General features: G+C 67.0%; 18 protein-coding genes, 1 tRNA gene, 1 other RNA gene and 2 pseudogenes. 9 read left to right on the top strand and 13 right to left on the bottom strand.

Features of this window, described 5'->3' with window-relative positions:
- Nucleotides 1–19 precede the first annotated feature (19 nt).
- Nucleotides 20–1027 (top strand): fumarylacetoacetate hydrolase family protein, encoded by a 1008-nt coding sequence (locus tag ACESMO_RS02885; protein WP_372706677.1) that lies wholly within the window; start codon nucleotides 20–22, stop codon nucleotides 1025–1027.
- Here the strand turns inward: ACESMO_RS02885 and ACESMO_RS02880 are convergent.
- A complete protein-coding gene (locus tag ACESMO_RS02880; RefSeq protein ID WP_372706676.1) occupies nucleotides 1024–2067 on the bottom strand; it encodes an LLM class flavin-dependent oxidoreductase in 1044 nt (347 codons plus the stop codon). The genes ACESMO_RS02885 and ACESMO_RS02880 overlap by 4 nt on opposite strands.
- A complete protein-coding gene (locus ACESMO_RS02875) occupies nucleotides 2064–2999 on the bottom strand; it encodes a RimK family alpha-L-glutamate ligase (protein WP_372706675.1) in 936 nt (311 codons plus the stop codon). The genes ACESMO_RS02880 and ACESMO_RS02875 overlap by 4 nt, the downstream gene beginning before the upstream one ends.
- Nucleotides 3000–3320: 321 nt before the next feature.
- On the opposite strand from ACESMO_RS02875, the gene ACESMO_RS02870 reads away from it, so the two are divergent.
- A tRNA-Leu gene (locus ACESMO_RS02870) sits at nucleotides 3321–3405 on the top strand.
- Nucleotides 3406–3767: 362 nt separating this feature from the next.
- On the opposite strand, the gene ACESMO_RS02865 is transcribed toward ACESMO_RS02870, so the two are convergent.
- Entirely contained in the window at nucleotides 3768–5051 is a 1284-nt protein-coding gene (locus ACESMO_RS02865) for a type II toxin-antitoxin system HipA family toxin (RefSeq protein WP_372706674.1), read from the bottom strand.
- Nucleotides 5051–5365 carry a hypothetical protein gene (locus ACESMO_RS02860; RefSeq protein WP_372706673.1) on the bottom strand — a complete coding sequence of 105 codons (315 nt, stop codon included), beginning with the start codon at nucleotides 5363–5365 and terminating at the stop codon, nucleotides 5051–5053. Before ACESMO_RS02860 ends, ACESMO_RS02865 begins: the two co-directional genes overlap by 1 nt.
- 617 nt (nucleotides 5366–5982) lie before the next feature.
- On the opposite strand from ACESMO_RS02860, the pseudogene arsH reads away from it, so the two are divergent.
- The 6 genes and pseudogenes from arsH to ACESMO_RS02830 form a co-directional block, all read left to right on the top strand.
- Nucleotides 5983–6522, top strand: a pseudogene (gene arsH, locus ACESMO_RS02855) (arsenical resistance protein ArsH); the annotation flags it as partial.
- An 80-nt stretch (nucleotides 6523–6602) separates the two neighbouring features.
- Entirely contained in the window at nucleotides 6603–7859 is a 1257-nt protein-coding gene (locus tag ACESMO_RS02850; RefSeq protein WP_372706672.1) for a multidrug effflux MFS transporter, read from the top strand.
- A 95-nt stretch (nucleotides 7860–7954) separates the two neighbouring features.
- Complete coding sequence (locus tag ACESMO_RS02845; protein ID WP_372706671.1) at nucleotides 7955–9898, top strand: M1 family metallopeptidase; 1944 nt, start codon at nucleotides 7955–7957, stop codon at nucleotides 9896–9898.
- 3 nt (nucleotides 9899–9901) lie between these two features.
- Nucleotides 9902–11221 (top strand): serine hydrolase domain-containing protein, encoded by a 1320-nt coding sequence (locus ACESMO_RS02840; protein ID WP_372706670.1) that lies wholly within the window; start codon nucleotides 9902–9904, stop codon nucleotides 11219–11221.
- 115 nt (nucleotides 11222–11336) lie between these two features.
- Nucleotides 11337–12440, top strand: a complete 1104-nt coding sequence (gene hppD, locus ACESMO_RS02835) for a 4-hydroxyphenylpyruvate dioxygenase (RefSeq protein ID WP_372706669.1) — start codon at nucleotides 11337–11339, stop codon at nucleotides 12438–12440.
- Between the two features lies 1 nt (nucleotide 12441).
- Nucleotides 12442–12630: a hypothetical protein gene (locus ACESMO_RS02830; protein WP_372706668.1), complete on the top strand. Its 189-nt coding sequence runs from the start codon at nucleotides 12442–12444 to the stop codon at nucleotides 12628–12630.
- A gap of 18 nt (nucleotides 12631–12648) precedes the next feature.
- On the opposite strand, the gene ACESMO_RS02825 is transcribed toward ACESMO_RS02830, so the two are convergent.
- The 8 genes from ACESMO_RS02825 to ffs all read right to left on the bottom strand — a co-directional run bounded on the left by ACESMO_RS02825 (nucleotide 12649) and on the right by ffs (nucleotide 19783).
- Nucleotides 12649–13899: a DNA recombination protein RmuC gene (locus ACESMO_RS02825; RefSeq protein WP_372706667.1), complete on the bottom strand. Its 1251-nt coding sequence runs from the start codon at nucleotides 13897–13899 to the stop codon at nucleotides 12649–12651.
- Nucleotides 13900–14183: 284 nt separating this feature from the next.
- Complete coding sequence (recR, locus tag ACESMO_RS02820; protein WP_372706666.1) at nucleotides 14184–14786, bottom strand: recombination mediator RecR; 603 nt, start codon at nucleotides 14784–14786, stop codon at nucleotides 14184–14186.
- Nucleotide 14787: 1 nt separating this feature from the next.
- Nucleotides 14788–15117 carry a YbaB/EbfC family nucleoid-associated protein gene (locus ACESMO_RS02815; RefSeq protein ID WP_372706665.1) on the bottom strand — a complete coding sequence of 110 codons (330 nt, stop codon included), beginning with the start codon at nucleotides 15115–15117 and terminating at the stop codon, nucleotides 14788–14790.
- A 52-nt stretch (nucleotides 15118–15169) separates the two neighbouring features.
- Nucleotides 15170–16090: an alpha/beta fold hydrolase gene (locus tag ACESMO_RS02810; RefSeq protein ID WP_372706664.1), complete on the bottom strand. Its 921-nt coding sequence runs from the start codon at nucleotides 16088–16090 to the stop codon at nucleotides 15170–15172.
- Nucleotides 16091–16221: 131 nt separating this feature from the next.
- Nucleotides 16222–17085, bottom strand: coding sequence for an alpha/beta hydrolase (locus ACESMO_RS02805; RefSeq protein ID WP_372706663.1), 864 nt, complete (start codon nucleotides 17083–17085; stop codon nucleotides 16222–16224).
- A 60-nt stretch (nucleotides 17086–17145) separates the two neighbouring features.
- Nucleotides 17146–19047 (bottom strand): DNA polymerase III subunit gamma/tau, encoded by a 1902-nt coding sequence (locus tag ACESMO_RS02800; RefSeq protein WP_372706662.1) that lies wholly within the window; start codon nucleotides 19045–19047, stop codon nucleotides 17146–17148.
- Nucleotides 19048–19106: 59 nt separating this feature from the next.
- Nucleotides 19107–19529: a DUF3597 domain-containing protein gene (locus ACESMO_RS02795; protein WP_372706661.1), complete on the bottom strand. Its 423-nt coding sequence runs from the start codon at nucleotides 19527–19529 to the stop codon at nucleotides 19107–19109.
- Nucleotides 19530–19687: 158 nt separating this feature from the next.
- Nucleotides 19688–19783, bottom strand: an RNA gene (gene ffs, locus ACESMO_RS02790) — signal recognition particle sRNA small type.
- A gap of 59 nt (nucleotides 19784–19842) precedes the next feature.
- Here ffs and nudC point away from each other — a divergent pair.
- Nucleotides 19843–20769 carry an NAD(+) diphosphatase gene (nudC, locus tag ACESMO_RS02785; RefSeq protein WP_372706660.1) on the top strand — a complete coding sequence of 309 codons (927 nt, stop codon included), beginning with the start codon at nucleotides 19843–19845 and terminating at the stop codon, nucleotides 20767–20769.
- Nucleotides 20770–20888: 119 nt separating this feature from the next.
- Here nudC and ACESMO_RS02780 read toward each other — a convergent pair.
- Nucleotides 20889–21061, bottom strand: a pseudogene (locus tag ACESMO_RS02780) (3-deoxy-manno-octulosonate cytidylyltransferase); the annotation flags it as partial.

The following is a 21061-nucleotide window of genomic DNA, read 5'->3' as shown; positions in this document are numbered from 1 at the left end:
ACCGCTTAAGCCTTGAGCCATGAAACTCGCCTCACTCAAGCACGGCCGCGACGGTCGCCTCGTTCTCGTCTCCAGCGACCTCGCCTGGTTCACCGACGCCTTCCTGATCGCTCCGACGCTGCAGGCGGCTCTGGACAATTGGGAGCGGGTCGAACCCGACCTGCGGGCGCTGGCGGAAAGTCTTGAACACGGCGGCGTGCCGCGCGGCCGCTTCCATGAGCGCGAGGCCGCCTCGCCCCTGCCTCGCGCCTACCAGTGGGCAGACGGCTCGGCCTATGTGAACCACGTCGCCCTGGTGCGGCAGGCGCGCGGCGCCGAAATGCCCGACAGCTTCTGGACCGACCCGCTGATGTACCAGGGCGGCTCGGACGGTTTTCTCGCCCCGCGCGACCCCATTCCGCTGGCGGACGAAAGCTGGGGCTGCGACCTCGAGGCCGAAGTGGTCGTGGTCACCGGCGATGTGCCCCAAGGCGTCAGCCGCGAAGAGGCCCTGACCCACATTCGCCTGGTCGGTCTGGTCAACGACGTCAGCCTGCGCAACCTGATCCCGGCCGAACTGGCGAAGGGCTTCGGCTTCGTCCAGTCCAAGCCCGCTTCGGCCCTGTCGCCGGTCTTCGTCACGCCGCGCGCGCTCGGCGACCGCTGGGCCGACGGCAAGCTGATGGGTGAACTTTCTGTCCAGCTGAACGGCGCGGACTTCGGCAAGGCCGACGCCGGCGTGGACATGATTTTCGATTTTGGGACCCTGATCGCGCACCTGGCCAAGACCCGCGCCCTGTGCGCCGGGACGATCATCGGCTCGGGCACCGTATCCAATCGCGACGCGGACGGCGGCCCCGGCAAACCCGTGTCCGAAGGCGGCATGGGCTATTCCTGCATCGCAGAGGTCCGCACCGTCGAGACTCTCCTGCGTGGCCAGGCCGAGACGCCCTTCCTCAAGGCCGGCGACACCGTCCGCATCGAAATGCTCGACGACGCCCACCGCTCCATCTTCGGCGCCATCGAACAGACGGTGCAAGCGGCCTAGGTCGTCCGGATTACCTGGGCGGCGAACCGCTCCATCTCTTCTTCCTGCGGCGACATCTGGAGCAGAAGCAGGTCCAGACCGGCGGCCTCGAATTCGGCGATCCGTTCACGGACGGCTTCCGGCGTGCCGACGAAACCTGGCCGCAAGCCCCGGTTCGAGACGCTGTATTCGCGGATCTTCAGCTCCCGCTCCAGCTCGGTGCCCGACAGCCACTGGTCGAAATTGGCGAAGCCGGGAGGCGGAGTCCCTTCGGCCAGGCCGGGAATGGTGGTGATCCGCTCAAGCTCGCGGTCTGCCTCGGCTTGGGTGTCGCGCACCACCGCATAGCCCGCCATGCCGAATTGCATCGGCGGCAGGCCGAAGCTCTCGCGGCGCCCCTTCATGTCGGCGACCTTGGCGGCGATATGCTCCGGCTCGTCGCCGTGCATGACATAGGCGTCGCAGTGTCTGGCGATCAGGGTCTTGGCCGCCTCGGACTCGCCGCCGGCGTAGATGGCAGGTCGGGGCCGCGCCGCCGACGCGGTCGGCTTCGGCTCTACGATCGCGTCCTTCAGCGTGTAGTATCGGCCCTCGAAATCTGTACGTTCTTCCGTCCACAGACGATTCACGACCTGCAGCCACTCGCTCGTCCGGCCATAGCGGTCGTCGTGCTGGTCGAACTGCAGGCCATAGCTCTCGGCCTCTTTCGCCCACCAGGACGACACGACGTTCAGCGCCAGACGACCGCCGGAGATCTGGTCGATATTGGCCGCCGCCTTGGCGAACAGGGCCGGCTGGTGAAAGTTCGGGCGCACGGCCACCATAAGCTCGATGGTCTTGGTCACCGCCGCCAGCGCCGCCGCACTGGACCAGGCGTCCAGGGCCGGGGCCTGAATGCCCTTGATGTCGTTCAGGTTCAGCTCGGCGATCAGGGTCAGGTCCCAACCAATCTCTTCGGACCGCCTGACCAGCCGCGACAGGTTTTCCCACGACGCCTGGCGCTCATCGTCGATGTTCCTCAACCAGCCGCCGAAGACGGGAGCCCAATAGCCGTACCTCATGCCGCCTTCGCCTTTTCTTCGTTGATGACGCCGACCAGCCAGTCGACCAGATTGTCATGTGGGTCGAAACCCAGCACATCCATCGGCTTCGCCACGAAATTCGACAGGGCGTTGATGTCGTAGAACTGCACGGAGCCGTCCCGCTCATCGATCAGATATTCGACCGAGCCGACCTCGACCTCGCCCGCCGCCACGATCGCCTCGACCGCAGCGATGATCCCGGCGGGGGGCTCGACCCGGGTCATGCCCAGCACCGCCGATCCGGGTCGGATCAGGCAGGCGTCCGCCGGACACAGGTCGAAGGCGTCGCCGGGGCTCTCGACCTCCAGCGCATAAAGGTATTTGCCGTTCAGGGTCTCGACGCGGGTGATGCCGCCGCCCTGCCGGGGCGCGTATTCCTGGATCAGGGCGATGCCGTTGACTCCCATCGGGGCCGTGCCCGCGCGTGTGGCCTCGGCCAGTTCGGCGGCCGTGTCATAGCGGACGATCCCCGATCCCGACCCGCCGACGTCGACCTTGACCAGCACCGGGAAGCGCAGTCCCTCTGCCGCCTTCGGCAGGTCCGCCTGGCGATGCGCGGCGCGCGTCTGGGGCCCCTTGAAGCCCAGCCGCGCGATCAGGCTCAGTTGCCGGGCCTTGGAGGTGTCGATCGCTAGGGCCGCCGCATTGACCACCCGCGTTCCCTGTCCCCGCCAATGTTCGAACAGGCTCTGGGCATAGAAGATCGGATGTTCCGGATCACGCAGGAAGGACGACATCGCCACCCGGCTGAACACCACCCGCGCCGGGGCCGGGGACCCGGCCGGATCGAAGCCGTGCCCCGCCAGCGGGACCTTCACATAGGACACCCCATGTCGCTCCAGCGCCGCGAACAACGGCTCGAACCATTGGGGGTGCTCATAGACGACGGCCAGGTCAGGAAGATCGCTCATGTCTTCGCAGATGCGTTACACCACGATGAAACACAAGAGGCGAGTTGCCGCTTTGGACGCCCCTTTGCCGGATTGACCTGATCGGACCGCCCACGCTACCAAGCGCGCTTGCCGAGACGAACGACACGGCCTGTGCGGGCGTGGTGGAACTGGTAGACGCGCCGGACTCAAAAACCGATTTCTCTTTCCTGGGTCAGCCTGCCGCACCCGTTCGGATTTCGGTCGTGGGCGTGGTGCCTTCGCGACTCCGCTGCTCGTCTGCCCGCAAACGGTTGAAACGAGCCTAGGTGCGCTATAGGAGCAGAGCGCGCTGACGCCTGTGCGGGTGTGGTGGAATTGGTAGACGCGCTGGATTCAAAATCCAGTTCCGAGAGGAGTGCCGGTTCGACCCCGGCCACCCGCACCATTCGGCAAAGGGCGTCTCTTCTGCGCCATAAACGGTTATTCGGCCTTCGCCGAAAACGCGACATTCAGGTCGGGCTTGGAAAGGCGTCTAAACGTCCGCTTTCGGGCTCGGTGCTGAAGGCTGGGTTCGACCCGTAGCGGAAGTTGAGGCCCGCTTTAGACTTCAAGCATGACCGATTTTGATCCCAAGAACCCAAACGACGCTTGGCAGTTGAAGTCGTCGAACGCCGTTTGGCGTTTCGGACTGAACCGCCCCGGGTTTCCCGGAGGCCGATTGGGTTAAGTTACGCGGCGATGGGAACGGGGTCCAGTGCCGCGTAGACACATTTTGGACGCGGCGAGGCTCCTTGCGCCCCTGCGCCTTCACCCCTGAACCTCTTGCACGAGTTGCAGCGTCTGGAGCCGCTTCAGCAGCGTGTCGGCCTTCTCTTCTGGAAGAGGCAGGTCCCGAATGAGGGCTGGCCACAGATCGAGGGCTCGCCTGACGACCGCGCGAACCTCGCCCTCGGCGCGGTCCGCGTCAACGTCGAGGAATTTCGCCACCCGGCGGAATTTGGCCAGCCCGATGGTTTCGAAGGTCTTGGATCCAACGAACTCCAGGGCGAGGTTATCGCGAGGCGCATAGAGGACCGTCGGCACGATGTCGTAGGCCGGTGAGAGTCTGGGGCTCACCCCGTCCTCGAACCTGAACGACCAGTTCTTCAGATGGTTGTCCCCGTTGCCGATCAGGATGTCGGCGGCGACCCTTCTCAGTCCTTCCACCACGTCGTTGCGGCGATCGACAGAGAACCGCCGGACCATGTTCAGGACAGTGTCGGTGTTGGCCATGGTGTATTTGCGCTCGCCCACGGCGCCGAGAATCTGTGCGGCGTCCTCGATGTGAATGCGTCCGGCCTCGGTCCGATCGAAGCGATCGACGGCTAGCGCGTACTCGCCCGATTCAAGGAAGACTTCCGGGACGCCCTCAATGGCGGCAACCGGGATCAGTTTCACCGTTGCGATGTTGATCCCTGCAGCGCGGCAGAGGGTCATAGCAGCGTATTCCGCTTCGGGCAGGCCAGGATAGGCGGCCGTCGGCGCCTTCAGAATGATGCGGCCCTCCCCACTGCCCCCCGGCATGGTGAGCCGGTCTCCATGGGCGACGACGTTGAACTTCAGTTGCACGCCGGCCAGGGAGAACTTCACAACGCCTTCGGGCACAGGGGCCCGGACGCCGGCGACCTGTTCCCAACGAATGGGGCCGAGGTCGGTGCCCATGCTGGTTTCCGGCACGACCACGACGGCGCCAGCAAGGTCGGCGCCGAGCCGCGCGAGAACATCGAAATAGTCGTGGTCGCCCGGTCCCATCTCGCGTTCAACGAGGTCCCGCAGAGCGCCTTCCGGGAGCAGGCCGGAGAACCATGGAGGCAGGAAGCCCGGATAGGCGATCTTGTCCGCGCGGTTGGTCAGACGCGCCTGGGTTTCCCGCTCGCCCCGTACGTCCACCCAGCCCAGACTGAGGATCGGACGACCCGGGGTGCGCAGATAATGGTCATCAACGACGAAGGTGACGGCGCCGCTGCCGTCGCGGACAAGGGATCCGACCCGCGCGCGAGCGCCGGTGGCGCTGAGAAGATATACGGCGAGAACTGCGGCGGAGCGCGCCATCAGCGGGACTCCTTGTCGGTGTCTTCCTCGGTGCCGAGATCGATGAAGAATTCATCGAATACGGAGGGAGGCGCGGGTTCGAGCGACATTGTCGCGTCCCGGCTTCCGCCCATGGCCTGCATAATCTGGTCGGACTTCTCGCGGGGGACCAGGACGAGTTCCATCTGCAGCACTTCGGCGATGTCCTGCAGCAAGCCGAGCCGATCCTGTTTGCGGGCGTCCTCGTCGAGGCTGCGCAAGAGTTCGGAGATGCGCGCGGGGGACCGATGAACCCAAGCCGCCAATACGGTCTGGGTCATCTCGCGATCGAACAATCGCTCTCTTATCTGGCCCGATAGGCTGAACATTACGTCATCCCGTAATTTTTCTACGATAATCCGTATAAACGGAATATCGGCAAGAATCTACCGCTTAAGCGTAATATCCTCTTGAAATTACGCTTAAGCGTAAAATAGCCGCAAATCTGGTACTCGCTTGCGGTTAATAGAGCCGCTTCAAACCGCCGGCCGTCTGGCTATGGCGGCACGCCGCAGTCCAGGCTTCCAAGTCGGCGAAGGCATAGCGAACCGCCTTGCCGAACTTATAGAAGGCTGGCCCTGTCCCCTTGGCGCGATAGCACTCCAAAGAATGCGGGCTCAACGCCAGAAATCGCCCGGCTGTCTCCGTCGTTACGAACGGAGCGAGCCCGAGATTACCGACCATCAATGCACGCGCAACGAGGTCCGGGGAGGGCCAACGGCTTTTAGCCATGGTTCGCTCCCTTCAACGGCTTGCGGGGAGTACGCAGTTTTCCTGCACGCCTGAGCGGCCTGTAAGCGCCGAACGCGGTCCTCGGTGGCGGCAGTGAAAGCGCTGACCGTTTGAGGGAGGGCAAATCACGCGCCTCCACCTGCGTCGTTTCGCTCATGCTCCGTCGAAGGTCCGCAACCTGACCCGGACCTTCGACCCGCGCGGCCTTCCGCTCCCTGACGATTGTGGATCCGACCATCCGAAGGTGCACGAACTCCTTGAGCTCTCAATCTGGTCCGAGGGCCAGGTCTGGTGCAGCCCCGAACGCCACAGCGCCGTTACGGGCGTGATGAAATGCCAGATCGACTGGCTGCCCCTGAGCAGCGGCGGCGTGAGGCCGACCCAGGGCCGGACCCTGGCCGTCATGCAGGTCTCCGGCGGCTCCCAGTCTTTCAACGCCGTCAACGGCCTGCGCTTGCTCGGCCGGTGGATGCGGATGATCGCCATTCCCAACCAATCCTCGGTCGCCAAGGCATGGCAGGAGTTAGAAGACGCAGGCCGGATGAAGCCCTCGGCCTTCTATGACCGCATCGTTGACGTGATGGAGGAGCTGGTGAAATTCACCCTGCTGACCCGCGATCGGTCGGATTATCTGGTCGATCGCTACAGCGAACGGCGCACGACCGGCCGGGTCGTCGAGGACGATCGTATCGTCGCCGCCGTCCTCAAATCGGCCGGCTGAGTCACTCATTGGGGATTATACCGCCGAGATTCTCCGCATAACCGGTTGCGCGGGAGCGGGGGCATCCGCATCTGGCCTCGATGACCCTGCCCGCCGTCTCTGACCCCAACACCGCGATCAAGGGGCCGGGCTTTCGCGAATTCGTCTGCCTGATCGCCATGATGATGGCGCTGAATGCGCTCGCCATCGACGCCATGCTCCCGGCGCTCCCCGCGATCGGCGACGCCTTGGGCGTCGCGACCGAGAACAGCCGCCAGTGGATCATCACCGCCTATCTGCTCGGCTTCGGCGCGGCCCAGCTGATCTACGGCCCGCTGGCCGACCGCTATGGCCGCAAGCCGGTGCTGATGGTCGGCCTGACGCTTTATGTGCTGTTCAGCATCCTGGCAGCCTTCGCTCCAAGCTTTGAGCTGCTGATCGCGGCCCGCGTCGGCACCGGCCTCGGGGCTGCGGCGCTGCGGGTTCTGGCGGTGTCGATAGTGCGGGACCGCTACAGCGGACGGACCATGGCCCGGGTGATGTCGCTCAGCTTCCTTGTCTTCCTCGGCGTGCCCATTTTGGCGCCGGCCCTGGGCCAGCTGATCCTGACCGTGGCGCCCTGGCCGTGGATCTTCGGCGTGCTGGCCGTCGCCGGCTCGGCCTTCATGCTGTGGGCGGCCCTGCGTCTTCCAGAGACGCTGCACGTCGAGCACCGCATGCCGATCAAGGTCGGCCGCATCAGCGCCGCCTTTCGCGAGGCCGTCACCCATCGCGTATCGATCGGCTACACCCTGGCCATGACCGCCATATCGGGCACGCTGTTCGGCTTCATCAACTCCAGCCAGCAGATTTTCTTCGACGTCTTCGAAGCCCCGCAACTGTTCACCGCCGTCTTCGCCGGCATCGCCGCAGGCATAGCGGTGGCCAGCCTGCTGAATGCCCGGCTGGTCGAAAGGCTGGGCTCACGGCTGATTTCGCACACCGCCCTGCTGGCCTTCATCGCCTGCGGGGGCGTGCATCTCGCGGTCACGGCCACGGGGCAGGAGACGATATGGACCTTCGCGATCCTGCAAGGGCTGACGATGTTCTTCTTCGGCCTGATCGCGGGCAATTTCGGCGCCATGGCGATGGAACCGATGGGGCACATCGCCGGCACCGCCTCGTCGGCCCAAGGCTTCATCTCGACCATCGGGGGGTCTCTGCTGGGCTTCCTGATCGGTCAGCAGTTCAACGGCTCGGTTACTCCGATGGCGCTGGGCATCACCGTCCTGGGCGTGGCCGCCCTGGGCTTCGTCCTGCTCGCGGAACGCGGTCGGCTGTTCACCGCCCGAAACGCCAGTGTCGCCACCGCCTCTTGATCTTTTTGCCGTCCGCAGGCGTTGTCCCGGCGGGAACGAATACGACCCGCGATAGCCGGAACGGCGACGGGTCGATGCAAGATGGGAAACGCCTGATGATCCGCACGCTCGGCCTGGTCTCCGCCCTGGCGCTCACAACGGCTTTGGGAGGATGCGCCATGATGACCGCGCCGGGCTCCGACATGCCGCCCGTCCCGGCTTCGGCCGTCCAGTTTGAATACGTCCGCGACGTCCATTCTCATGCGCGCCCCGAAATCGCGCGGGTCAAGCATGTCGCGCTGGACCTCGCCGCCGACTTCGACGCCGGCATCCTGGCTGGAACCGCCGCCCTCGACATCCAGGGCGCGCAGGGCGCCAACGAGATTATCCTCGACGTCCGCAACCTCGATCTCCGGGGCGTCACGGACGCGAACGGCGGGCCGCTGCAATATGAGACGGGCGCGAACGACGCCCTGCTTGGCCAGCCCCTGACCATTCGTTTTCCTGCCCTGACGCAAGGCGAGACGCGTCGCATCGTGGTCGCCTATGCCACCCGCCCCGACGCTGCGGCCCTGCAATGGCTGACGCCGGCCCAGACCGCTGGCGGCCGGCAGCCCTATATGTTCAGCCAGGGCCAGGCGATCCTGACCCGGACCTGGGTGCCGACCCAGGACAGCCCGGGCATCCGCCAGACCTGGGACGCGCGCATCGTCGCGCCGTCCGAACTCAAAGTGGTGATGAGCGGCGAAGGCCTGGGGCAGAGCGAACCGGCGGGTCCCGGTCGCACGGCCTGGCGCTACCGCATGAGCAATCCGGTGCCGCCCTATCTGATCGCCATCGGCGTCGGCGACGTCGCGTTCCGGGCCATCGACGAGCGCACCGGCGTCTGGACCGAGCCGTCGATGCTGGCGGCCGCGCACGAAGAACTGATCCCGACCGCCGAAATGGTCGACGTGGCCGAGGCCCTGTACGGTCCGTATCGATGGGGCCGCTACGACATCCTCGTCCTGCCGCCCAGCTTCCCGTTCGGCGGCATGGAAAATCCGCGCCTGACCTTCGCCACCCCGACCATCATCGCTGGCGACCGCTCTCTGGTGAGCCTGGTCGCGCACGAGCTGGCGCACAGCTGGTCGGGCAATCTGGTGACCAACGCGACCTGGGCCGACTTCTGGCTCAACGAGGGCTTCACCGTCTATTTCGAGAACCGGATCATGGAGCAGCTTTACGGGCGCGATCGCGCCCTGATGCTCCAGTCCCTCGGCTGGGGCGACCTGCAATCGACGCTGGCCGACCTGCCGGCCGCCGACACCCGTCTGAAACTGGACCTGGCGGGTCGCGATCCCGACGAGGGCCTGACCGACATTGCCTATGAGAAGGGCGCGGCCTTCCTGCGGACCATCGAACGCACCGTCGGGCGCGAACGGTTCGACGGCTGGTTGAAGGGCTATTTCGAGCGCAATGCCTTCCGGCCGATGACGACCGAGCTGTTCCTGGCGGACATCCTGGGCAATCTGATCCAGGGCGACGCCGCGCTGGAGAGCCGGCTGATGATGGATGCCTGGATCTATCAGCCAGGCATGCCGTCAAACTGGCAGCCGCCAGTGTCGGACGCTTTCGCGCCGGTGGACGCGGCTGCGCGCGCCTTCTTCGCCGACAAGGGTCCGGCCTCGGCCGTTCCGTGGTCGGGATGGTCCACACAGGAGCGCCAGCGCTTCCTCGCTTGGCGGCCGGAAGGTCTGGCTGCCGGACGCGACTGGCTGACCGACGCGCAACTGGCCGATCTGGAATCTACCTTGAACCTGCGCCAGGAAGGCAATGCGGAACTGGTCTTCGCCTGGCTGCAGATCGCGGTTCCGCACCGCTATCAGCCCGCCGTGCCGACGCTTGAGCGGTTCCTGACCACCATGGGCCGCCGTAAATTCGTCCTGCCCCTGTTCACCAGCCTGTGGGCCGAAGGCGACTGGGGCCGGCCGATCGCCACCCGCCTCTACGCCCAGGCCCGCCCCGGTTATCACCCCGTGACGACCAATTCCGTCGATGCGGTCGTGGGACGGCCCTGAGGCATGATCGTTGACCGTCGAAGCCTGATCGCAGCGAGCGCCGCCCTGCCCTTCCTCGGCGGGGCGGCCGCAGCGACTGCGCAAGGCGCGGGCCATTCCTTGGCGGCTCTGGCCGATCCAGCGCGACCCGGCGCGGTCATGGGGCTTGGCGTCATCGCTCGCGCCAGCGACGGACGGGTAGTGATGGAGGCCGCCCACGGATCGGGCCGGCTCCAGCTGGACGGCGAAATACGGGTCCGACCTTTCGCGCTGGACACGCCCATGCGCATCGCCTCCATCACCAAACTGGCGGCGATGACGGCCCTGATGACCCTTGTCGAGCAGGGCCGGCTGTCGCTCGAGGACGACGCTGGCGAACTGGCCGGCTTCCCCTTGCGCCATCCGGGCCGGCCTGACCTGCGGATCACTGCGGCCATGTTGGCCAGCCACACCTCGGGTCTGCGCAACGGGCCCGGCTATCCGGTGCCGCTGGGTCGGTCGCTGGGCGACGTCTTCCAGGCGGGCGGTGTGGGTTACGACGGTGGCGGCTGGTTCTCGCCCATCGATGAGCCGCCCGGCTTCTTTGCCTATGCCGACGTCAATTTCGCCGTCTTGGCCCAGATTGCCGAGCGGATTTCAGGCGAACGGTTCGACCGGTTCGTCCATGGCACCGTGCTGGGGCCGTTAGGCCTCGACGCCGGTTTGAACTGGAGCGGGGTTTCGCACGCTGCCCGGCACCGCGCCTCCGCCGCCTGCCGCCTGATCGACGGCGACTGGACGCCCCAGGTCGATGCGACGGTTCCGCCCTCGCCCCAGATCCGGGTCACCACCGCAGCCGAGGCACCTGACCTTATCGCCGACGACTACCGGACCGGCCAGAACGGCTTTGTCTTCTCGCCTCAGGGCGGGCTGCGCGCCTCGGTCATCGACCTCGACCGTATGGCCCGGTCCTTCGCCGGTCATTCCGGGGTTCCGCAGGTGATCTCGCCGACGACGCTGGATCGCATGTGCACGCCGGTCTGGACCTTTGACCCCGCGCATCCGAACGGCCAACTTGACCGCGGCCTGATGCAGAGCTGGGGCCTGTCGGTGCACATTCCCACGGGACGCGACGGCGACGCCTTCTTCGGCCCGGGCTCGTCAGACTGGCGCGGCCATTTCGGTATCGCCTACGGTCTTCAATCCGGCCTGTTCTGGAACCAGCGCGACGGTCGGACCCTCGCTTACATGATCTCCGGCACGCCGCGCGACGCCGAGAGCCTGTCGGGCACCCGCTCGGCCGCCTCGCCGTGGGAGGAGGCCATCCTCAACGCCGCCCTTGCCGCGTGGGCCGGCCAGCATTGACGCTCCCGCCCATGTGACCGCCCGCGCCTTCCCTTCGTCGCCCCGCGCCCCTAGGTTCCGCCCGACAAGAACGGCCCCGACAAGGGTCACGACCGACACGCCCAGGAGACGCCCCATGCAAGACGCCCCTCAAAGCGACGCCGCCGCCCGCCTCGACACGGAAAACCCGCTCGGCGTCGACGGTTTCGAGTTCGTCGAGTTCACCGGCCCTGACCCGGCTTCGATGGTCGCCCGGCTTGAGCTGATGGGTTTCACCCAGACGCATGTGAACCCCGCCAACGACGCGGTCCGCCTGAAGCAGGGAGACATCACCCTTCTGGTCAACCGCTCGCACAAGGGCCAGGCGGGCGAGTTCGCCACCGAGCACGGCCCCTCCGCCAACGGCATGGCCTTCCGGGTCAGTGACGCCAAGGCCGCGTTCGAAGGTGCCGTGTCGCGCGGCGGCCGGCCGGCCGAAGGCCATGACGGCGGCGCGCTCGGCGGTGGCTATCCCTATATCCTGCAGGGCATTGGCGGCTCGTTGCTCTACCTCGTGGATCAGTATGGCGATGCGGGCTCGCTCTACGACGGCTGGGACGAGATCGAGGGATGGGAGGAGGCCGAGCGCAAGAATGCCGTCGGCCTGCACATGCTCGACCACCTGACCCACAATGTGCGTCGCGGCCAGATGCGCACGTGGTCCGGCTTCTACGGCGACGTCTTCGCCTTCGAGGAGCAGAAATATTTCGATATCAAGGGCAAGGCGACCGGCTTGTTCTCCCAAGCCATGATCGCGCCCGACCGGGCCATCCGCATCCCCCTGAACGAGAGCCAGGACGACAGCTCCCAGATCGAGGAATTCCTGCGCCGCTACAACGGCGAGGGCATCCAGCACATTGCCCTGGCCTCGGACGACATCTTCGAGACGGTGGAAGAGCTGAAGCGGCGCGGCATTCCTTTCCAGGATACGATCGAGACCTATTTCGAACTGATCGACAAACGCCTGCCCAACCACGGCGAGGACGTGGCCCGGATGCGGTTGAACCGCATCCTGATCGACGGTTCCGATGAGGAAGGCCTGCTGTTGCAGATCTTCACCCAGGACACCTTCGGGCCGATCTTCTTCGAAATTATCCAGCGCAAGGGCAACCAGGCGTTCGGCGAGGGCAATTTCCAGGCCCTGTTCGACTCCATCGAGCTGGACCAGATCCGGCGCGGCGTCATCAAGGTGGATGCCTGAGTTGCGTTTCGGGCCGCCGGCCTGGCTGCCCTGGCTGGGTCCGGTGGTCGCGGCGGTGGTCGGGGCGCTGATCGGGGAATACGGCCTGGGTGGCGGCTTCTGGACGGTCCTGATCGCCGCCCTGATCGGAGGCTTTCTGCCGATCGTCGCCTATCGCGTCTGGAAGCGGACTCATCACCGCAAGGGGTAGGGGACGCTCTCCAGCGCTTCAGGCGTCAGGAGCCGGCGCAGTCAGTTCCGGGCGGGACAATACGCGCGGCGCGGTATCGACCGGCAACAGTTCGGGCAGGTCCTTGGCTTCGTGATCGACCTGCAGGTCCTCGAAGCGCCGCGCCGAGACCATGACCTGGCTCTCAAGCGATCCCACGAACTGGTTGTACTTGCCCACGGCGGTGTCCAGCGCCCGGCCGACTGCGGCGGCGTGGCCGCCCATCACCGAAAGCCGTTTGTAAAGTTCCTTGCCCAGTTTGGCGACGTCCTCGGCGTTCCTGGCCTGCTCCTCGGCGCGCCAGCCGTACGCGACGGCCTTGCACAGGGCGAACAGGGTGGTCGGGGTGACGATGACGACGCGCGACGCCATGGCCGTGGTCATCAGGTCGGGCTCGTGGTCCAGCGCGGCCGCGAGGAAGGCGTCGCCGGGCACGAACATGGCGACGAAGTCGGGGCTGGGCTTGAACTGGTCCTGATAGGCCTTGGACGAAAGCTGGCGCACGTGGGTCTTCATACTGGTCGCGGTGCGCAGTGAGGCGGCCTTGGCCTGGGCCTCCTCGTCGCCGTCGGCCTCGTCGCCAAAGGCCAGCGACACCTTGGCGTCGATCACGAACATGCCGCCGCCGGGCAGGCGGACGACGAAGTCGGGGCGCTGCTGGCGACCCGAGTCATCGGCGGTCGATGACTGTTCCTCGAAGTCGAACCGCCCGGCCATGCCGGCGGCCTCCAGCACGTTGCGGCAGGTCTGTTCGCCCCAGCGCCCGCGCCGCCCGGTATTGCCTTTGAGCGCCTCGGTCAGGCGCCGAGCCTCGTCGCGCGTGGCGGTGGAGGCGGTCATCAGCAGGGCCAACTGCTCCTTGAGCCCGCCAGTCTCCTCGTTGCGGGCCTTTTCCAGCGCCGTGACGTGCTCCTGAAACAGTTTCAGCGTCTCGGCGACGGGCTTGAGCTGGGCCTCCATCCGCTGCTGGGACATCAGCTCGCGGGTGCGGAAGGTCTCGTCGGTGCGCTTCAGCAATTCTTCGGCGACGACGCCCGCCGACTGGGCCGCCTGCGCGCGCAGCAGTTCGGTCTGGGTGGCGGCCTGATCCTCGATCAGCCGGGCGCGGGCCTCGGTCTCGGCGAAACGCTCACGCATCTCCCAGGCCCGGGTGTCGGCGGCGGTGGCGCGGCGGCGCTCCATCAAGGCCCAGAACAGGGTGATGACGGCGACCACCGAGGCGGCGGCGGCGAGGACCAGGTCAGCGTTCATGCTCCGTTCCTTAGAGGGAGTCGGCGGTGCCCGCCATGCCGCCCGGACGGAGAGTCCGCTTCGAAAACAGCGGACATTGTGGACACATCGGACTCAGTCACGGGCGCCGCCGGTCCGCCGGCCCTGACAGCGGGGGGGCGGAGAGTCCGCCTCGAAAACAGCGGACATTGCGGACACATCGGACTCAATCACAGGGCGGCGCTCCTCCTGCCGTCCCTGCGGCCGGCGGACCCTATCGGGGCGGTGCGTCATTTTCGGACGTGGACATTGCCCGGACGAGAGTTTCAGGCTGGCCGTCTCTGCCGCAACGCCTGGATGATGGTGCCGTCGTCCAGCCAGTCCAGTTCGCCACCGACCGGGACGCCGCGCGCCAGCGAGGTGATCTCCACCCCCGTTCCGGCCAGACGTTCGGCGATATAGTGGGCGGTGGTCTGGCCATCGACGGTGGCGGGCAGGGCCAGCACCACCTCCTTGGCCTCGCCGCCGCGCACCCGGCCGACGAGTTCGGTGACCCGGAGCGCATCAGGGCCGACGCCGTCCAGCGCCGACAGCAGGCCGCCGAGCACATGGTATTTGCCACGAAACGCTCCCGAGCGCTCCATGGCCCACAGGGCTCCGGCCTCCTCGACGACGCAGATCAGGCCGTTGTCACGCCCGCCGTCCGAGCAGATGGAGCAGGGATTTCGGGTGTCGGGCGCGCCACAGATGGAGCAGGACGAGACTTTTTCCGCGGTCTCGGCCAGCGACGCCGCCAGCGGGACCAGCAGCTGTTCGCGCTTCTTCAGGAGTGCGAGAGCGGCGCGTCGCGCCGAACGCGGGCCCATGCCGGGCAGTTTGGCCAGCAGGCTGATCAGCCGTTCGATCTCGGGTCCGGCTGAGGCCGCCAAGTCAGAACAGCTTGGGCATGCCGGGAATGTTCATCCCGGCCATGGGGCCGGCGGCCTCGCGCATCAGGGCGGTGTTGGCCTCGTCCAGCTTGCGCTTGGCGTCGGCGTGGGCGGCCACGATCAGGTCGGCGAGGATCTCGGCTTCGCCGGAGACCAACAGGCTGTCGTCGATGACCACGGCCGTGATCTCGCCCGCGCCTTTCAGCGCGACGGTCACCAGTCCGCCGCCGGACGTGCCGGACGATGTGGTTTCAGCCATTTTCGCCTGGGCGTCCTGCAGCTTCTGCTGCATCGCCTGGGCCTGTTGCATCAGGGCGTTGAGGTCTGTCATGGGTGGACAGATAGGCTCTGGAACGGGCGGGCGATAGAGGCGGGCCGGACGATCAACGGCCAACCGCGGTCAGGATGGCGGTGCGGACCTGGACCCAGGCGTCCGTGCGCACGTCGACAGGGTCGATATGGTCCGCGCCCTCTATGATAGTCAGGTCGACCGCGTCGCCTGCGGCGGTCGCGGCCTTGGCGAAGCCGTCCACGAACACGGGCGGCACGACCTGATCCCTGGAGCCGACGAGCAGGCGGACCGGCACGCCGAACGGCAACAGACGGTCGGGTGAGGTGTCGGCCAGGAGGTCCGGCCGCTCGGCCGACGGTGCCCCCACGAGGCGCACGAAGGTGTCCGCGCCGCAGGTGTTGTCCAGCAAGGGCTGCATGCCGTCGAACATGCCGGGCCCAGCGATGCCGACGACGGCGGCGGGACGCAGGGGCGTGTCGGAATGCAGCGGGCTGGTTGCGGGAATATTGGGTCGGCCGGCGCTCCACAGGGCCAGATGTCCGCCCGCCGAATGGCCAGCGATCACCACCTTGGAGAGGTTGAGGTTCAGACGGTTCGCCTCGGCGCGGACGCGGTCGGTGGCGGTGGCGATGTCCTGGAACAGGCCTGGGAAGGCGGCACCCTCTTCATCGGTGCGGCGGTAGGCGATATTCCAGGCGACAACACCGTGCTGCGCCAGGTCCGCGCCCATGCGACGGGCGGTGCGGACGCTGGCCTCCCGCGTGACGTAGCAGCCGCCGTGGATGAAGATGGCGACCGGATACGGCCCCGGACCTGAGGGGCGATAGACTTCGATGAACTGCGAGGGGGCCTCGCCATAGACGATGCGCTCGGACGGCTCGGGCGCGGGCGGGCGCGGGGTCTGCTGGACGGGGGCGGGGGCGGACTGGGTAGAGGCTGTCGCGGGTAGGGCGAGTGTGGTGACCACGGCCACGGTCAGCGCCGCTGCGAGATGGCGTCGAATGGATTGCATGGTGTCCCCCAAGGTCAGGGGCTGACCCTCCAATGGAACGCGGAACGGTTCAACCCCGATCGGGCGTCAGCCGTCCTGATCCTCGTCCTCGACACTCGTCGGGGATGGCCGGTGTGCGACAGGGTTCAGGCTCAGCTGTCGTGACCGAGAAGCTTGAGCAGAGTTCGCTGGACGGCCGCCCACCCGTCCTCCCCCGCCGTGATCACATCGATGTGGTCGGCATCCGGGACCACCTCAAGGAAGGCATCGTCACCCGCCGCCTTCGCCTGTGCCTCGAACTCGCCCATAAAGGGTGGCGGCACCACTTCGTCGTCGGAGCCGGCAATCAGACGCACCGGCACTCGCAAAGGCAGCAGTCGCGCCGGCGAGGTATCGGCGTAGATGTCGGGCCGGGTCGTCGCGGGCTCGCCCATCAGGCGTTCGAAGACACCCGGACCGCAGAATTCGGCAAACAACGGGCGCGGCGGCTCGATATCCGTAGGGGCGGCAACCGCCACTACGGCAATCGGACGCACTGGGTCGGGGTCGTGAAGTGGGCTGGCGGCGTCGATATTCGGCCGCGCCGCCGCCCACAAGGCCAGGTGTCCGCCAGCGGAGTGGCCGGCGAAAACAACTCGCCTTAGGTCAAGGTTCATTCGAGGTGCCTCGCGCCGAATCATGTCGATCGCGGTGGATACGTCCTCAAAGGTACCCGGAAAAGTCCCGCCTAACTCGTCTGTGCGACGATAACCGACGCTCCAGGCCGCGACCCCCGCCTTACGGAGCTCCGCCATGACCGGACGCAATTCACCCGGTCCGCCCTGCTGGCTAATGTAGCAACCGCCATGGATGAAGACGACAACCGGGACGGGCGACGTATGTGCGGGAAGAAAGACCTCGACCCTTTGCGAAGGGCCAGACCCATAGCTCAAAATCTCGTCCGGTTCGGCCGCGCTCTGGGCGAGGACAGAGGTCGACAGACAGAGGGCCACGAGCGCCCCGAATACAAAGCGCATCCTCGTTCTCCCCTAAAGATCGGCAAAACACCTAAAGGAAAGAACATTGATCGACGAGCGTCATTCTTCGTCACGCATCTCATCCGGGATGACCGGGATTTCCACCGCAGGGGCCAAGGTCTTTATCTCGCCCAACGAGGCCCCGGGGAAGGCCGCCATCACCGCCATGACGAAGGGGTCGGCCTCGACCTCGGTGCGCTCGTCCGCACGTTTGCGGCGATCTCCTTCGATCATGGTCTCGCCGCCGCCCTGGCCGTTGGCGGCGATCAGCCAGGTGCGGCCGGTCCAGTCCTTGAGACGCGACGCCAGCTTGCGGGCCAGGTCCATCGGCGCGCCGACGAGGCTTTCATAGGTGATGGCCCCGGGCTTGAAGGCCACGGGCCGGACGTAGCGCTGGACGTCCATCTGCAGGCCGACCTCGCGCCGTTCGCCGATCAGGGCGACGACGGCCTCGAAGGTCTGGGGGTCGGGCAGGGCAGGGGCCGCGACCGGGCGCGGCGCCAGTTGGGTCGAGGCGGATGATCCGCCGCCGCCAGCGGGTCCGCGCGGCGCGGATCCGCCGCCCGGCATGGGTTCGCCGTCGCGGAGCGCCTTCAGCGCTTCCTCGGGTCCGGGCAGGTCGGCGGCGTAGGCGAGGCGGACGATGGCCATTTCGACCGCGTCGGCTGGGTTGGGCGCGCGCCGGACCTCGTCCAGGGCCTTGAGCAGCATCTGCCAGACCCGCGACAGCGTGCCCGCCGAGATCACCGCGCCCAGCGCCGTCAGCTTCTGGGCCTGATCGTTGGGCAGGCGGGTCGCCTGCGGCCCCAGCATCTTGGCCACGGAGGCGGCGTGGCAGTGCTCCAGCAGGTCATTGGTGATCTGCACCGGATCGGCGCCGTAGCCGTAAAGGGTGCGGAACAGCTCCAGCGCCTCGGGCGTGCGGCCGGCCATGATCGCTTCGAACAGGGCGATGGTCTGGCTCCGGTCGGCCAGGCCCAGCATGTCGCGCACGACCTCGGTCCTGACCGTCTCGCTCTTGTCGCCCTGCACCAGCGCCTGATCCAGCAACGACAGGCCGTCGCGGACCGAGCCCTCGGCGGCGCGGGCGATCAGGGCCAGCGCGTCCTGTTCGATCTTCATCCCCTCGCGGTCGGCGATGCTGGCGAGGTGTTCGACCAGGATTTCAGGCTCGACACGGCGCAGGTCGAAACGCTGGCAGCGGCTCAGGATCGTCACCGGCACCTTGCGGATCTCGGTGGTGGCGAAGATGAATTTGGCGTGGGGCGGCGGCTCTTCCAGCGTCTTCAACAGGGCGTTGAAGGCCTGGTTCGACAGCATGTGCACTTCGTCCAGCACATAGACCTTGTAGCGCGCCTCGACGGGGGCGTAGCGGACGCTCTCGATGATGTCGCGGATGCCGTCGATACCGGTGTGGGAAGCGGCGTCCATCTCGACGACGTCCATATGCTGGCCGGCCATGATGGAGGCGTCGTGGCGGCCCAAGGCGGTCAGTTCCAGCGACGGCCGGTCGATGGTTTCGGTTTCATTATTGAGGGCGCGGGCCAGAAGGCGGGCGGTGGTCGTCTTGCCGACCCCCCGAACGCCGGTCAGCATGAAGGCATGGGCGATACGGCCAGTGGCGAAGGCGTTGGTCAAGGTGCGGACCATCGCCTCCTGACCGATCAGGTCCTCAAAGGTGCGGGGCCGGTATTTGCGCGCCAGGACCGTATAGGCCCCACCGTCGTCGACATGGGCGGCTTGGCCAGCGTCATTTCTCGTGGCCGCCTTGGAGGTCGGCTTGCTCTCGGCCTTGGCCGCCGCAGCCGGAGCGGCTACCGGAGCGGCCGCCGTTTCGGCTTCACGCATGCCCGCAGGCTCGGGCGCGCCGAACATGTCCCCGGTATTGGGGTCGGGCTCCTCGGCTTGTGGGGCGTCTTCCTCCCACGGAGGGCCGTCGAGACTCACATCGGCGTCGCTCATGCGACCGTCTTACCGCGAAGGGGCGCGGTCGCGCGACCCCTCGCGGCGCATGGAAACGATCAAGGCGTCATGTCGGTGGGCAACTGGCCGCCATTGTCCACGATCTTCGTCAGCACCTGCTTGTGCAGCCAGACGTTCATCGAGGCGCTGTCGGACTTGTCGCCGGTATAGCTGAGCTCGTCGGCCAGCTCCTTGCGCTCGGACAACGAGCTTTCGAGGCCGACCAGCTTCATCAGATCGACGATGGAGGTGCGCCAGTTCAGCTTCTGGTCGCGCTGGTCGTTCATGAAGTCGAGAATGCCCGCCACGTCGACGGTCTGCGCGGCGGGCTGCGGGGCCTGGGCGACGATCGTCGGCTGGGCGGGGGTGGTCATGGGCGCGGAGGTCGGGGTGACGACGTCCGGCTGCTTTTGGGGTTTGAACCCAGGTCCGCCTTTGGCGCGGTCCCAGATGCCGCCGAGAATCTTACCCAGAATGCTCATGTCGTCTCTCCTGACAGGTGGACGACAACAGCGGACTGGCGAGCCGGTGGTTCCACGGGGCTGGTGCCTCGGCGCGACCACGCGCTCGGCACCTCGGTGCGGTCACGCGCTCAAGCAGCGAGCCGCCGCGCGGCGAGCGTTAGCGCCCAAAAAGATGGAGGTGGAGACCGACACGACCCGAAGGGGAATTCGTTGTGGCTGCTGCCTTCCGGCCCTGACCAGATTGGCGAAACCTCCGCCCGCACCGATCTCCACGACGGGATATGCAGATTCCGGCTCGCGGATGCAAGCGGGGGCTTGCTAGACAGCCTCCATGCCTCTCCCCGCTCTCAACACCTTCGCCGGCAATCCGCTCGATCGCGCGGGCGACCGGCGCAATGACCCCGACTGGCTGGCCGAGCAGGCGGCCAATCCCGAGGCGCTGGCCATGGTGCTGTGGGAGGGCCGACCCTTGCTGGAGACCAAGGACGCACAGACGCGGCTGGTGTGGCTGGCGCTGGCGCATGCGCGAGCCGTGGTTCCGGACCGGGAGCTGTTTCTGGGGCTGTGGAAGGCGGCACCGGTCTTTGCCGTGGAGGTCGAGGGTCCGATTGATCCGACGGCGGGGCCGCTGGCGGGCCTGGGCGCGTTCATCGAGATGCGCGAGGCGGCGGCCGTGCTGGCGGGGGCCGATGCGGCCATGGCGGGCACGGCCAAGTCGCTGTTTGACTGGCGGCGGCGGCACGGCTTCTGCGCCGCCTGTGGCGTGATGAGTGAGACCGCGTGCGGGGGCTGGAAGCGGATCTGCCCGGCCTGTGGCGTCGAGCATTTCCCGCGCGTCGATCCGGTCACCATCATGCTGCCGGTGTTCAAGGGCGGGGCGGAGCCGAAATGCCTGCTGGGCCGCCAGGTGGGCTGGCCCGAGGGGCGGATGTCGGCCCTGGCCGGCTTCGTGGAGCCCGGCGAAACCATCGAAGAAGGCTGCGCCCGCGAGATCGCCGAGGAGGCGGGGCTGACGGTCATAGCCGTGCGCCATCACTCCAGCCAGCCCTGGCCCTTCCCGTCGCAGCTGATGATCGGCCTGATCGCCGAGGTGGATGGCGACGACGCCCGACCGGACCAGACCGAACTGGAAGCGGTGGCCTGGCTGACGCGCGCCGAGGCGCGGGCCTGTCTGGAAGGGACGCATCCGACGATCAAGGCTCCGCCCCGCTTCGCCATTGCGCGGACGCTGCTGCAGGCGTGGGTGGACGGGTTCTAATCCTCCCCCGTCGGGGGAGGGGAACGCGAAGCGGTGGAGGGGGCTCGCGACGGACACGGGCCTTGGGTCAGGCCCCCTCCACCCCGGCGCAAGCGCGCTGCGGTCCCCCTCCCCCTGCGCTACGCCTGGGGGAGGAATGCCCGCGCGGTCCGAAGATCGGCGGCGCTGTCGACGGACAGGGGGGCGTCGGAGATCACGGCCGCCCAGATCTGCAACCCCATCTCCAGGGCCCTCAGCTGTTCCAGCTTCTCGCGCCGTTCGAGCGGCGACGGCGGCGCGGCGCAGAACCGCT

The sequence above is a fragment of the Brevundimonas sp. genome (assembly GCF_041688735.1).
Lineage (GTDB): Bacteria > Pseudomonadota > Alphaproteobacteria > Caulobacterales > Caulobacteraceae > Brevundimonas.
Note: the sequence above shows the minus strand (reverse complement) of the source record. Positions and strands in the feature narration are given on the sequence as shown.